We start from the raw sequence: 14,107 nt of genomic DNA, 5'->3' as shown, positions 1-14,107 counted from the left end.
GCATGCAGCCGGTTAGCCGATGCGGGGGACGCCGTTGTCCGATGCCCGCATGTCGTCGACCTGCCGGGCGCTGTATTCAGGACGGATCGCCGTTGATCCGATGGCAACGCTTAAGGCAAGGCCTATGCCATGCGCGGCGCATCGGCCGGAGAGCGGCGCAGGACAAGGCTTCGCGGGCCGCATGCACCGCTTCCGCGCGCACGCTTCGCGTCGTGTTTCGATGCAGACAGGCACAGCGATGGTGCGACGCAGCACTGATGACGTGCGCACACGGACCTCGCGCGATGCGGATCGAATATTCGTGACGCAGTTATTTGTACGATTCAGTTAATCTGATTAACCGTTTCGTGAGCTTCTTACGTTCACTCGCGCGATGCACAGCCGCGCCGAAGCGGTGCGATGTCAAGCGACGCGCACAAGCGCGGTGCCTTTGGCAGCACCGTGAGCATCGACGCAGCAAGACACGACGGCGCGCACGCGAATGGCCCGCTTATTGCATTGCTGAATGCGCTGCGGGCAACGGCGTTCGTGGCACGAGAACTATCCATGCAAGGACAACGGCGTCCCTTTCGTGCATCGACACGAGCGGACGCTTTTTGCGTTTACTGCGCCGCGCCGCTGCACTCCGCACACTCGCCACGCCGAATCAGGAAGCAACGATGAGCACCGTACAAGGCAAAGTCACCCTACTCTCCGCAGGTCCCGGCGATCTGGACTTGCTGACCCTGCGCGCCGCGAAGGCGCTCGCCGCCGCCGACGTCCTCCTCGTCGACGATCTCGCCAACGCCGACATCGTCACGCTGGCTAAGCATGCGCGCGTGATCCGCGTCGGCAAGCGCGGCGGCTGCAAATCCACGCCGCAGGCGTTCATCCAGCGCCTGATGCAGCGTTACGCGAAGAAGGGGCTGCACGTGGTGCGCGTCAAGGGCGGCGACGCCTTGCTGTTCGGCCGCGCGGGCGAAGAGATCGCGGCTTTGCGTGAAGCACATATTCCGGTCGATATCGTGAACGGGGTGTCGTCGGGATTCGCGGCGGCGGCGGGACTCGGCATCTCGCTCACGCATCGCGATCATTGTCAGGGCGTGACCTTCGTCACCGCGCACATGCAGGATCACAGCCAGCCGGATTGGGCCGCGCTCGCCGCCACCGGCACCACGCTCGCGATCTATATGGGCATGAGCCGCATCGCGAGCCTCACGGCGGCGTTGCTCGACGCGTTGCCCGCGAACACGCCCGCCGCCGTCGTGCAGAACGCGGGATCGCACGAGGAACGCCGTCTCGTTACGACACTCGATCGTCTCGCGGACGAAGCGCTCGCCGCCGGTCTCGGAAGTCCTGCGGTGATTCTCATCGGCGGGGCGATCGGCGAAGCGGCCGAATTCGCCGCGCGCACGGACGATACGCGGAGCCTCGCGCATGCGGCGTGAAGCGGGTTCTCAAACGGCAAGCGGCGCGTTAAAGTCGTCAGCGTCTCTCTCGCCGTTCTTCGCATGACCGCTTCCTTCGCTTCCCGCATGCTGCGCGTCCTGCTCGTCACCGACACCGCCAAGCCCATCGGCGACCTGCGCGAGCAGCTCGCGCGCATGGGCTACGACATGCTCGCCGAGGTGGCCGCGCCGTCGGCGCTGCATGCGGCCGTCGAGAGCCAGAAGCCCGATGTCGTCATCATCGATACCGAGTCGCCTTCGCGCGATACGCTCGAACAGCTCGCCGTGATGAACAAGGCCGCGCCGCGTCCCGTGCTGATGTTCAGCACCGACGCCGATCAGCAATTCATCCGCGCGGCGGTCGGCGCGGGCGTGACGGCGTATTCCGTCGAAGGGCTCGCGCCCGCGCGGCTCGCACCGATCATCGAAGTCGCGCTCGCGCGTTTCGCGCACGAGGAACAGTTGCGCCAGCGCCTCGCCAAAGTGGAAGACGAGCTGGAACAGCGCAAGGTCATCGACCGCGCGAAACGCCTCCTGATGGACAAGCGCGGCATGTCCGAAAACGACGCCTACGCGGCGCTGCGCAAACGCGCAATGGATCAGGGCGTCAAGGTCGCGGAAATCGCGCGCCAGCTTCTCTCCATGGCCGATCTCCTGCGCTAACGCACGCATTCAAGAATCCGATATGACTTCGCCCGACACGACATTCTCCGCGCCCGAACGCACGCATCTGCGGCTCGGCTTCGTCGCGCTTTCCGATGCCGCGCCGCTCGCCGCCGCCGCACTGCGCGATCTGGGCGCCCGGCACGGCATCACGATCGAACTGTGCCGCCAGCCGTCGTGGGCGGCCGTGCGCGACAAGCTGCTCTCCGGCGAAATCGACGCGGCGCACGCGCTCTACGGGCTCGTGTACGGCGTGCAACTGGGCATCGGCGGGCCGCAGGCGGACATGGCCGTGCTGATGGTGCTCAACCGCAACGGTCAGGCGATCACGCTGTCGCGTCCGCTTGCCGATGCCATCGATGCAGGCGCGAGCGTTAAGCAGGCGCTGCGTGCGCTCGGCCGTCCCCCGGTCCTGGCTCAAACGTTCCCGACCGGCACGCACGCGATGTGGCTCTACTACTGGCTCGCGGCGCAAGGCGTGCATCCGCTGCGCGATGTGCAGAGCGTCGTGATTCCGCCGCCGCGCATGGCCGACGCGCTCGTCGAAGGCGCGCTCGACGGCTTTTGCGCGGGCGAGCCGTGGCACGCGGTGGCGCAGGCGCGCGGCGCGGGGCGCACGGTCGCGTACACGAGCGAAATCTGGCCGGATCATCCGGAAAAGGTGCTGGCGTGCCGGCGCGATTTCGCCGCGCTCTATCCGAACACGGCGCGCGCGCTCATCCGCACGCTGCTCGACGCCTGCGCATGGCTCGATGCGCCCGCGCATCGCACGGAGATCGCCGGGGCGCTGGCGTCGAAGGAGCTGCTCGGCGTGTCGCGCGAACTGATCGAAGCACGGCTCGCGACAACCGATGGCGGCGCCGCGCGCGCCCTTCCCGTGCGTTTTTTCGACGGCGGCGCGGTCAACTATCCGCGCGCATCGGACGGGCTGTGGTTCATCACGCAATATCGACGCTGGGGCATGCTGAACACCGATATCGACGACGCCGCCATCGCCGCGAGCGTCAATCAGACCGCGCTCTATCGTGAAGCGGCAAAGGCGGCGGGCATCGCCGTTCCGGGCGAACAACGCGCCGCCACCTTTTGCGACGGCCGCGTCTGGGACGGCGGCGACACGGCGGCGTATCTCGCGGGCTTCGCGATCGGCGCATAGAAAAGCGCCTACCATGAAATCTCCAGCGCGCACCGGAGATTCGCCATGGAACTGCTCGCCATTGCCATCGACAAGCCCGAGGACACCAATTTCATCCTCGGGCAATCGCATTTCATCAAGACCGTCGAGGATCTGCACGAGGCGCTCGTCGGCACCGTGCCGGGCATCCGCTTCGGGCTCGCGTTCTGCGAGGCATCGGGCAAGCGGCTCGTGCGCACATCGGGCACGGACGCGCATTGCGTCGATCTGGCCGCGCGCAATGCGCAGAACATCGGCGCGGGGCATAGCTTCATCATCGTGCTCGGCGACGGCTTTTTTCCCGTCAACGTGCTCAATACCGTCAAGATGGTGCCCGAGGTCTGCCGCATTTTTTGCGCGACCGCGAATCCGACTCAGGTGCTCGTCGCGCAGACGGATCAGGGACGCGGGATCGTCGGCGTGATCGACGGGCTGCCGCCGCTGGGCGTCGAGACCGCCGAGGACGTGCAGTGGCGCCACGATCTGCTGCGCAAGATCGGCTACAAGGCATAAGCCGGCATAAGCGGCATAAGCGGCCTGAGCGACCCCGAGCGCGCAGAAAGCCGCGCCGCGCCTTGACTTGGCGGCGCAAATCGCGAGAATGTGGCGCGCCGCCGCGCCCGCCCGCCGGCGCGTTTTTCCGGCCGGGGCGCGACATCATGGACAATATCGGGATGCGGTATAAACGCCGTTGGCGTTTCCGCGTCCCGGATACCGCGCGCGAAAGCGGCGGCGCGGCCTTCGACAAGGCTCGCGACGCCGCCGTCCGGGCGCGCGTCAGCAGAATCCCGGCATCACACCCGCCGATACGGCACCGAACACCGGCCACCCGCGCCGCCCGAGGATGGGGTCGTCCTCGCGCGGCCTACAGGAGCATCACATGACCGACATGAATCCAGGCTTTTTCGGCAGGCTAGGCATTGCCTTCGGCGCCTTTTTCGGCATTCTGGGCAATGCAGCGTTCGCAGGCCGCGTGCAGCGCCTGCGCGAAGTGCCGCATGCGCCTGAGGCCGCACCTGTCGCGCCCGCCGCGCCGGTAACACCGAAGCCCGCCGCCGCGCCCGTCCAGCCCGCGCCCTCGACGCTCAAGGAAGCAAGCCCGATCGCCGCGCTGCAACTGCTCGCGCTTTTGCAGCGCGATGCGCGTTTTATCGATTTCGTCGAAGAGGACATCGCCAATTACGGCGACGCCGACATCGGCGCGGCCGCCCGCCTCGTGCACGACGGCTGCCGCGCCGTGCTGCGCGAACACTTCACGATCGCGCCCGTGCGCAGCGAAGCCGAAGGCAGCCGCATCACGCTGCAGGAAGGCTTCGACGCAGCCGCGGTACGCCTGACGGGCAATGTCGTCGGCCGTGCGCCTTTCAGCGGCAATCTCAGCCATCGCGGCTGGAAGGTCGAGGACACGCGCCTGCCGAAGCTCGCGCCGTCCCATGATGCGAGCATCGTCGCGCCGGCGGAGGTGGAACTGTGAGCGATATCCATTCGAACGAAAATCAGGCGCGCTATTCGATCGGCGTCGATCTCGGCACGACGCACTGCGCGCTCTCGTACGTCGACATGAGCGCAAGCGACGGCGAAAAAACCGCGCAAGGCGTGCTGCCGATCTCGCAACTGACCGCGCCCGGCGCCGCCGAAGAACGCGATCTGCTGCCGTCCTTCCTCTATCTGCCGCACGAAAGCGAACTCGCGCCCGGCGATCTCACGCTGCCGTGGACGCAGGAGCGCCGGTTCATCGTCGGCGAACTGGCGCGCAGCCGGGGCGCGGGCACGCCGATCCGTCTTGTCTCCAGCGCGAAAAGCTGGCTGTGCCATCCGGGTGTCGACCGGCGCGCGGCCATTCTGCCGGCGGATGCACCCGAGGAAGTCGAGCGCGTCTCGCCGATGGAAACCTCCGTGCGCTATCTGACGCATTTGCGCGAAGCGTGGAACCATGCGCATCCGGACGCGCCGTTCGATCGGCAGGACGTCACCGTGACGATTCCCGCGTCCTTCGATCCCGCCGCGCGCGAACTCACCGCCGAAGCGGCTGCGGCCGCCGGCTACACGCGCATGACGCTGCTCGAAGAACCGCAGGCGGCGCTCTATAGCTGGATCCAGAAGTCGGCCGGCGGCTGGCGCAAGCAAGTGCGCGTGGGCGACGTGATTCTCGTCGTCGATGTCGGCGGCGGCACGACGGACTTGTCGCTGATTGCGGTCGTCGAGCGCGAAGGGAATCTCGAACTGCATCGCGTGGCGGTCGGCGAGCATATCCTGCTCGGCGGCGACAACATGGATCTCGCGCTTGCACACACGGTCGCACGCAAGCTCGCGGCGCAGGGCACGCAGCCCGATCCGTGGCAGTTGCGCGCGCTCACCTATGCGTGCCGCTCGGCGAAGGAAACGCTGCTCTCCGATCCATCCGTCGATGCCGTGCCGCTCGTCGTGCCGAGCCGCGGCTCGAAGCTGATCGGCGGGACGCTGCGCACCGAACTCACGCGCGCCGAACTCACGCAGATCCTGCTCGAAGGCTTTTTCCCGTCGGTCGATGCAGCGGCGCGGCCCGTTTCCCGCGCGCGCGTCGGCCTGACGCAACTCGGTCTGCCCTACGCGCAGGACGCCGCCGTGACGCGCCATCTCGCCGCGTTCCTCGGCCGCCAGGTGAACGCGCTCGCGGAAGTCGAAGGCCTCCAGCATCAGGCACCGCAAGGCGCGACGCTGCTGCATCCGACCGCCGTGCTCTTCAACGGCGGCGTGTTCAAGTCGCCGCTGCTCGTCGAGCGCGTGATGAGCACGCTCAACGCGTGGCTCGCCAGCGAAAACGCGCCCGCCGCGCGTCTGCTCGAAGGCGCGGATCTCGATCTCGCGGTCGCGCGCGGCGCGGCTTATTACGGCTACGTGCGGCGCGGCCGTGGCGTGCGCATCCGCGGCGGCACGGCGCGCGCGTATTACGTCGCGGTCGAATCGGCGATGCCCGCCGTGCCAGGACTGGAGCCGCCGGTGCAGGCGCTGTGCATCGCGCCCTTCGGCATGGAAGAAGGCACCGAGGCCGAACTGCCCGCGCAGGAATTCGGTCTCGTGGTCGGCGAGCCGGTGCATTTCCGCTTCTTCGGCTCGTCGGTGCGGCGGCAGGATCAGGTCGGCACGCTGCTCGAATACTGGCAGCCGGACGAGTTGCAGGAACTCGAGGAAATCGAAGCTTCGCTGCCGCCCGAAGGCCGCACGCCGGGCGAAGTCGTGCCCGTCAAGCTGCACGCGCGCGTGACCGAAGCCGGCACGCTCGAACTCGAAGCAATTCCGCGCGGCTCGTCGGAACGCTGGAAAGTGGAGTTCGACGTGCGCGGCGGCGTCAGCGCGGATCAGGGCATGGGCCGGTAAGTGGCCGCACGCAAGAAAAAGGCGCCGGGCGCGCGGTACAGCGTCGGCATCGATCTGGGGACGAGCAATACCGTCGTCGCCTACGCGGAAACCGGCTCGAACGATATCCGCGTGTTCGACATCGACCAACTCGTCAGTCCCGGCGAAGTGTCCGCGCGGCCGCTGTTGCCGTCGCTGCGCTATCACTTCGCGCCCGGCGAACTCAAAAGCGCCGATCTGCAATTGCCGTGGGGCGAGATGGAAGCGCCCGCCGTGATCGGCACGATCGCGCGGACGCTCGGCGCGCAGGTGCCCGGACGGCTCGTATCGAGCGCGAAGAGCTGGCTGTCGCACGCGGCGGTCGATCGTCTCGCGCCCATTCTCCCGTGGGGCGCGGGCGACGACGTCGAAAAAATCTCGCCCGTGATCGCCAGCGCAAGCTATCTGGCGCACGTGCACGCGGCCTGGAACGAGCGATTTCCGGATGCGCCGCTCGATGCGCAAGAGGTGGTCTTGACCGTGCCCGCCTCCTTCGACGAAGGCGCGCGCGCCCTCACGCTCGAAGCCGCGCGCATGGCGGGGCTCGAAAAACTGCGGCTTCTGGAAGAGCCGCAGGCCGCGTTCTACGACTGGCTGTTTCATCACCGCTCGACACTCGCCGATGCACTCGCGGCCACGCGTCTCGTGCTGATCGTCGATGTCGGCGGCGGCACGACCGACCTCACGCTGATCCAGGTCGCGATCGAGGACGGCGAGCCGGTGCTCACGCGCATCGGCGTGGGCAACCACCTGATGCTCGGCGGCGACAACATGGACCTCGCGCTCGCGCATCTGGTCGAAAAGCGCCTCGCGGGCAGCGATGCGCGGCTCTCCGCCGGGCGTCTGTCGCAACTGGTCGAACGCTGCCGCGCCGCGAAGGAGCAGTTGCTGGGCAAGCATGCGCCCGATTCCACGTCGATCACCTTGCTCGGCGCGGGCGCGAAACTGATCGGCGGCGCGCGTTCGGCGGATGTGACGCGCGAGGAAATCGAGCGGATCATCGTCGATGGCTTTTTTCCGATGGTGTCCGCGAGCGACCGGCCGGGCCGCGCACGGGGCGGCATCGTCGAATTCGGGCTGCCGTATGCGAGCGATGCGGCCATCACGCGGCACATCGCCGCCTTCCTCGGCCAGCACGCGGGCGAGGCACGCAAGGCGCTCGACATCTCCGACGACGCCGCCGCGATTCCCGACACCCTGCTGCTGAACGGCGGCGTGTTCCGTGCCGATCCGCTGGCGAAACGCATCGCCGATACTGTGTCGGGCTGGCGCGGCGACGCCGTCAACGTGCTCGAAAACCGCGATCCCGACGTGGCGGTCGCGCGCGGCGCGGTCGCCTATGCGCTCGCGCGTGCGGGCCATGCGCCGAAGATCGGCGGCGGCTCGGCGCGCAGCTTCTTCCTTCTGCTCGACGACGCCGCCGCACCCGCCGACGATGCCGCCCGCGCCGTGTGCGTGCTGCCGCGCGGCACCGAGGAAGGCCAGCCGATCCATCTCGCGGACCGCACGTTTGCGCTCACGCTGGGCGCGCCGGTGCGCTTCCACCTGGCGTCATCGGTGACGGAGACCGCGTACAGCGCGGGCGAACTCGCCGACCTGAGCGCGGCCAGCGGCGATTACGTGCGCCTGCCGCCGATCGCGACCGTCGTCGAGCCGCGCGCCGGCGACAAGGGCAAGCCGCGCGAGACGGCCGTGCAACTGACGACATCGCTCACCGAAGTCGGCACGCTGGAGATGCACTGCATCGCCGTCGACGATCCCTCGCAACGCTGGCTGCTCGAATTCCAGTTGCGCCGCGAGGCCCCACCCGCCGACGACGCCGCCGCCGAATCGCATCCCGCGCTGCCGAAGGCGATCGAGCTGATCGACCGCACGTTCGGCTCGCGGGCGCAGGATATCGGCCCGAAGGAAATCAAACGTCTGCGCGCGCAGCTCGAACAGGCGCTCGGCACGCGCGATACGTGGGACATCGCGCTGCTGCGCGAGCTGTTCGGCGCGCTGTGGGAACGCGCGAAGAAGCGCCGCCGCTCCGCCGATCACGAGCGTCTGTGGCTCAATCTCGCGGGTTTTTGCATGCGGCCGGGCTTCGGCTATCCGCTCGACGAATGGCGCGTCGAGCAGTTGTGGACGTTGTTCGACCAGGGCATTCAGTACAGTAACGAGAGTCAGATCTGGTCCGAATGGTGGACGCTCTGGCGCCGCGCGGCAGGCGGCCTCGCCGAGCCGGCACAACTACGCCTGCTCGACGATATGGCCTTCGTGCTCCAGCCGCCCGGCACGAGTCGCTATCGGCGGGCGGCGGGCGCGGCGCGCGCGGGTTACGAGGACATGGTGCGGCTCGCGGCATCGCTGGAACGCGTGCCGGTCGAACGCAAGATCGAAGTGGGCGAATGGCTGCTCACGCGCCTCAAGAAGCCTTCGGAGAACATGCAAAGCTGGTGGGCGGTCGGCCGCATCGGCGCGCGCCAGCCGTTCTACGGCAGCGCGCATGGCGTCGTGCCGCCGGAAATCGCGGTGACGTGGCTCGATGCGATCCTCGCGCTCGACTGGAAAAAGGTCGATCCGGCCGCGTTCGCCGCCGTGCAGATCGCCCGCATGACCGGCGACCGCTCACGCGATCTCCCCGACGACGCCCGCGCCGCCGTCGTGCAGCGCCTCGAAGCGATGGGCGCCGCGCACGCGTGGATCGCAATGGTCCGCGAGACCGTCGAACTCGATCGCGCGGACGTGGGCCGCGTGTTCGGTGAAACGCTGCCGGCAGGGCTGAAGCTGATCGGTTAAAGGTTCGTGGCAGGCCGTCGCACGTGAAAATGCTTCGGCCTCAGAAGCTTTTTTGGCCCGACGTTGCGCGCACGCCGCGCCGCGTCTTGAATACCGGCTGGGCGCATCCTATGGTTATCAGTGTGTCGCTATGGACACAACACTGAAGGAGGTCAACATGCCATCCCCACGCAAGGCTCAAGCGAGCCAGCCCGCTGAAACGGAAATGTCGAGCCGCAAGAAAACCGCCGGCACCAAGGCATCGCCCGCGAAAGCAACCGGCGCCAAGGAAATGCAGGTCACGAAGCGCAGCACCAAGGCCAAGCCGAAGGCCTGAGCGAGCGTCGAAAGTTTCGCCCTCGTCGTCGTGCGGGGGGCATTCGTTGTGGCTGTCCTTCGAAACGGCGGTGCGCACGCGCTGCGCTCGCCGTTCGACCTCCTTCCTTTTCCCTGCCGCAGCGCCGTACGCGCCAACGCGCGCCATCGCCCGCCAAAATCCGCCATCGATCCACGATAAAGCCGCAATAATTTCCGTTTATAACGGCTGATTGCTAAAAAAAGGCGTATTGGTATGACCGCATTGGCCTAAAGTAGAGTTCCCCGATTCCGTGAGGGAGCATGAAGATGGCCGTACCGCAACGCGCCGCCGGCGTGCGTACTCCAGGCATTCTGTCCGCCGCCGCGCGTGAAGCCGGCGCGAGCCTGGTGCGCAATCTCTCGATTCCGGCGCCGTTCTCCGATCCCGTCGTCGAGGCCCAGTTCCTCGAAGACCACAGCCAGCGCTTCTGCGCGTTCCGGCGCGCCTCGGCGCTGCTGGCGCTCGTCATCTGGACGTGTTTTCTCTGGTGGGACTTCAGCTTCGTGCGCGGCAACAAGGCGCTCAACGTGCGCCTGGCCGATATCCTCGCGCTGCGCTTCGCAGGCGTCGCGCTGCTGATTTTCGTGGGCGCGCTGGTGCTGCGGCCGTCGTTCCGCTCGCACGCCACCGCGCATCGCGTCATTCTCACGGGCATCTTCGGGCTGCTGTGCCTGATCCTCACGATGGTCGCGATCACGCCCGCGCCCTACAACTACACGCAGTACTTCATCGGCCTGTATCTCGCGCTGTTCTTCCAGTTCAGCTTCTTTTACCTGCGCTCGCGGGTCGCGCTGAGCGTGGGCATCGTCACGATGGCGTCGGTCATCGTCGCGCAGATCGCCATTCATCTGCTCAACACAGAGGATTTCTTCGCCGGGTTGTTCTATATGTTCAACGTCGTGATCGTGGGTCACGGCGTCTGCACGCACGCCGAGCGCGTGTCGCGCGAGCGGTACAGTTCGGAGCGCGCGCTCGCCTCGCTCAACGACGAACTGCGCACCGCCAACGTGTCGCTCGGCCGCAAGAACCGCGAGCTGGAAGTATCGAAGAAGGATCAGGAAAACAAGACGCATGCGCTGCTCGCGCTGCGCGAACAGCAGATGATCGCCGCGCAGACCGCGAGCCGCGAGAAATCCAACTTCCTCGCCGCCGCGACACACGATCTGCGTCAACCGATGCACGCGCTCAACCTGTTTCTGCAAGCCGCCGCCGAAGCCATCCGCAACGGCGAATTCGCGCAGGCGGAGCGGCTCATCGACGAATGCGGGCGTTCTTCCGTGATCCTCGCGCGTTTGCTGAACGCGGTGCTCGATCTGTCGCGGCTGGAATCGGGGCGCGTCGTGCCGCGCTATCACGTGTTCGACGTGCGGCAGATCGTCGAGGAAGCCGCCGCGCAACTGCGGCCGTTCGCGACGAGCCGCGGCGTCGAATTGCGGCTGCGTCTGCCGAAGGAGGAAGTCGTCTGCGTGCGCAGCGATTCGCACTGGCTCGGCCGCGCGGTCGCGAATCTGGTGTCGAACGGCATCAAGTATGCGGACCAGAACAAATCGTCGAAGCCGACGGTGATCGTCGGCGTGGTGCGCTCGGCCACGCGGGCGCGCATCGACGTGCTGGATAACGGCATCGGCATTCCGGCCGATTATTTCGACGCGATCTTCCAGCCGTTCTTTCAGGTCGACAATCCCGAGCAGGATCGCGACAAGGGGCTCGGTCTCGGGCTGTCGATCGTCAATGCGGTGATGTCGATGCTCGATCAGCACCGCATCGAACTCAAGTCGACCGAAGGGCGCGGCTCGCGCTTCTCGCTGGAAATGCCGCTGTGCGGTCCGTCGCCGGACAAGCCGTCGGCGCGGGCGCCGGCGCGCTCGGAAGCCGCCGAAGCGGCGCAGCTCAAGGGACGCTACGTCCTGCTCGTGGAAGACGACGGCCTCGTGCGTGCATCGACCGAAGCGCTGCTCTCGCAATGGGGCGTGCTCTACGACTCCGCCGCGACCTTCGAGGAATTCGAGACCATCCTGGGCGATATCGAGCGTTTTCCCGATCTGATCATCACCGATTTCCGCCTGCGCGATTCCAAAACCGCGCGCGAAGTGGCGATGACCGGCGCCGTGAAGCTCGGCCGCCCCTGCCCTTGCCTCGTCGTGACGGGCGAGCCTTCCGCGAGCATCGTGCCGCTCGCGTGCGAGCAGGACGTGCTGTCCAAGCCGGTCAGCCCGGCCGAACTGCGCAGCGGCATGCTCGGCCTGATCGCGGGCGATAGCGCCACGACCGCATGACGAAGCACAAGATCATCTACGACACCGATCCCGGCATCGACGACGCCATCGCGCTCGTGTTTCAGGCGCGGCATCCGCAGATCGAACTTGTCGGCATCACGAGCGTGTTCGGCAATGCCGACATCGACACGACGACCGCCAACGCGCTCTATCTCGCTTCACGCTTTGCGCCGGGCGTGCCGGTCGTGCGCGGCGCGGCGGCGCCATTGCGACACCCGCCGCCCGCGCCGATTCCGCATATCCACGGCAAGGACGGGCTCGGCGAAATTTCGCGCACTGGGCACGTGAGCCAGCAGGAGGATGGGCGCGCGGCGCATCGCTTCATCGTCGAGATGGTGCGGGCGAATCCGGGCGAAATCACGTTGCTCGCGGTCGGGCCGCTCACCAATCTCGCGCTGGCGCTCCGGGAAGATCCGGACATCGCAAGGCTCGTGCGCGAGGTCGTCGTGATGGGCGGCGCGTTCGGCGTGGGCGGCGAACTCGGCAACGCAACACCCGCCGCCGAAGCGAACATGCACGGCGACCCGGACGCCGCCGATATCGTCTTCGGCGCGGCGTGGAAAGTGTCGATTGTCGGGCTGGATGTCACGCACGAAACTGTGATGACCACCGCGTTTCTCGCCGCGTTACGCGACAGCGCGGGTGACGCCGGCCGCTTCGTCTGGGACGTGTCGCGTTTCTACGAGCGCTTTCACGCGGACGACGGCATGTCGCGCGGCATCTATGCGCACGACTATTCGGCGGCGGCGTTTGTCGTGGCGCGCGAGCTTTACACGACGCGCAGCGGCCCGGTGCGCGTGCTGACCGATGGCATCGCCGCCGGTCTCACCGTGCAGAAGCCCGCCTCGATGCGCGCGCCCGCGCCCGACTGGGACACGCGTCCGCCGTGCGATGCGTGCATCGGCGTCGATGCGGCCGCGGTGCTCGATCTCTTCACGCGAACTTTACGCGGCTAACCGCGCGCCGAGCCACTGGCGCAGTGCCTCGACTTCCTCCATGCAGACGGAATGCGGCATCGGATAGGTGTGCCATTCGACGTTGCAGCCCTTCTCGCGCGCGAATTCGCAGGCCTGCTCGCCGAGACTGACGTTGAGCACGTCGTCGAACGAACCGTGCGCGGCGAAAATGGGAATCGAACGATTGGCCTCGCTCAGCGATTCGCCGATCAGCCCTTCCGACGGAATGTATCCCGACAGCACGATCAGCCCGGCAAGCCGCTCGGGATGCGTGAGGCCGGCGTGATACGTCATCGCGCCGCCCTGCGAAAATCCCGCGATGAAAATGCGCTCTGTCGGAATGCCGCGCGCGTTCTGCTCGGCGACGAGCGCGCGCACGCGTTCCACCGATTGCTCGATGCCCGCTTCGTCCACCCGCCGGTTGATGCCTTCGAACGAGAGGATGTCGTACCACGCGCGCATCACGTAGCCGTTGTTGGCGGTGACGGCGATTTCCGGCGCATTCGGGAAGACGAAGCGCATGGCGCGCGCATCGGCGAGACGCAACTCGGGCACGAGCGGCACGAAGTCGTTGGCGTCGGCGCCGAGGCCGTGCATGAGGATCACGGCGAACTCGGGATTCGGCGCGGTTTCGATCTCGATGACGGACGGTTGATCGGACATGCTGGGCACTCCTGCTTCAGATGATAGGAACGAGAATCTGGACGATGCCCACGACCGACACCAGCCACACGAGCGAGCGCACGAACGGCACGCCCGCCGCATACAGCGGCACGTAGACCACGCGCGCGACGAAATAGGTGAGCGCGCCGTAATGCGTGAGCGCGTTCTCGCGCCCCGCGACATGCACGATCAGCACGGCGACCGCGAAGATCGGCAGCGTTTCGTATAGATTCGCCTGGGCGCGCATCAGCCGTCCGGACAGCTTGCCGGGCGGCGGCGTCGGACCGTCGCGCGGACCGGCATTATATTTGAGACCGAATTCGCGACTACGCACCACGGCGGGCAGTAAAACCTGCGCCAGAGCGAGCACGAGCGTCCACGCCAGCATCGTCAGTTCGAAACTCACGGCGTCTCCTGAAAAATTGCCTGCGAATGGTCGCGCCCATCATGCCACCACG

The 14,107-nt window shown here is 67.0% G+C and carries 12 protein-coding genes; 10 read left to right on the top strand and 2 right to left on the bottom strand.

What is annotated here, in order from left to right:
• Positions 1-659: 659 nt before the first annotated feature.
• From cobA to BRPE64_RS16475, 10 genes are all read left to right on the top strand, one after another.
• Positions 660-1,427: a uroporphyrinogen-III C-methyltransferase gene (gene cobA, locus BRPE64_RS16515; protein ID WP_044042710.1), complete on the top strand. Its 768-nt coding sequence runs from the start codon at positions 660-662 to the stop codon at positions 1,425-1,427.
• Positions 1,428-1,514: 87 nt separating this feature from the next.
• Complete coding sequence (locus BRPE64_RS16510) at positions 1,515-2,090, top strand: ANTAR domain-containing response regulator (RefSeq protein ID WP_016354614.1); 576 nt, start codon at positions 1,515-1,517, stop codon at positions 2,088-2,090.
• 22 nt (positions 2,091-2,112) lie between these two features.
• Complete coding sequence (locus BRPE64_RS16505; protein WP_016354613.1) at positions 2,113-3,243, top strand: CmpA/NrtA family ABC transporter substrate-binding protein; 1,131 nt, start codon at positions 2,113-2,115, stop codon at positions 3,241-3,243.
• Positions 3,244-3,288: 45 nt separating this feature from the next.
• Complete coding sequence (locus BRPE64_RS16500) at positions 3,289-3,774, top strand: adenosine-specific kinase (protein ID WP_016354612.1); 486 nt, start codon at positions 3,289-3,291, stop codon at positions 3,772-3,774.
• Positions 3,775-4,141: 367 nt separating this feature from the next.
• Positions 4,142-4,735, top strand: coding sequence for a DUF2760 domain-containing protein (locus BRPE64_RS16495; RefSeq protein WP_016354611.1), 594 nt, complete (start codon positions 4,142-4,144; stop codon positions 4,733-4,735).
• Positions 4,732-6,618: an Hsp70 family protein gene (locus tag BRPE64_RS16490; RefSeq protein WP_016354610.1), complete on the top strand. Its 1,887-nt coding sequence runs from the start codon at positions 4,732-4,734 to the stop codon at positions 6,616-6,618. Before BRPE64_RS16495 ends, BRPE64_RS16490 begins: the two co-directional genes overlap by 4 nt.
• Positions 6,619-9,417: an Hsp70 family protein gene (locus tag BRPE64_RS16485; protein ID WP_016354609.1), complete on the top strand. Its 2,799-nt coding sequence runs from the start codon at positions 6,619-6,621 to the stop codon at positions 9,415-9,417.
• Positions 9,418-9,574: 157 nt separating this feature from the next.
• Complete coding sequence (locus tag BRPE64_RS33210; protein WP_160167931.1) at positions 9,575-9,733, top strand: hypothetical protein; 159 nt, start codon at positions 9,575-9,577, stop codon at positions 9,731-9,733.
• Positions 9,734-10,020: 287 nt separating this feature from the next.
• Positions 10,021-12,030, top strand: a complete 2,010-nt coding sequence (locus BRPE64_RS16480) for a hybrid sensor histidine kinase/response regulator (protein ID WP_044042708.1) — start codon at positions 10,021-10,023, stop codon at positions 12,028-12,030.
• On the top strand, positions 12,027-12,986 hold the full coding sequence (locus BRPE64_RS16475) for a nucleoside hydrolase (RefSeq protein ID WP_016354606.1): 960 nt from the start codon (positions 12,027-12,029) through the stop codon (positions 12,984-12,986). The genes BRPE64_RS16480 and BRPE64_RS16475 overlap by 4 nt, the downstream gene beginning before the upstream one ends.
• Here the strand turns inward: BRPE64_RS16475 and BRPE64_RS16470 are convergent.
• Both BRPE64_RS16470 and BRPE64_RS16465 read right to left on the bottom strand, forming a co-directional pair.
• Complete coding sequence (locus BRPE64_RS16470) at positions 12,975-13,649, bottom strand: alpha/beta hydrolase (RefSeq protein WP_016354605.1); 675 nt, start codon at positions 13,647-13,649, stop codon at positions 12,975-12,977. The genes BRPE64_RS16475 and BRPE64_RS16470 overlap by 12 nt on opposite strands.
• 16 nt (positions 13,650-13,665) lie before the next feature.
• A complete protein-coding gene (locus BRPE64_RS16465) occupies positions 13,666-14,055 on the bottom strand; it encodes an MAPEG family protein (protein ID WP_016354604.1) in 390 nt (129 codons plus the stop codon).
• Between the last annotated feature and the right edge of the window lie 52 nt (positions 14,056-14,107).

This window comes from Caballeronia insecticola, assembly GCF_000402035.1.
In the GTDB taxonomy this organism is placed as follows: Bacteria; Pseudomonadota; Gammaproteobacteria; order Burkholderiales; family Burkholderiaceae; genus Caballeronia; species Caballeronia insecticola.
The sequence above is the reverse complement of the archived record's forward strand: the minus strand, read 5'-3'. Positions and strand labels throughout refer to the sequence as shown.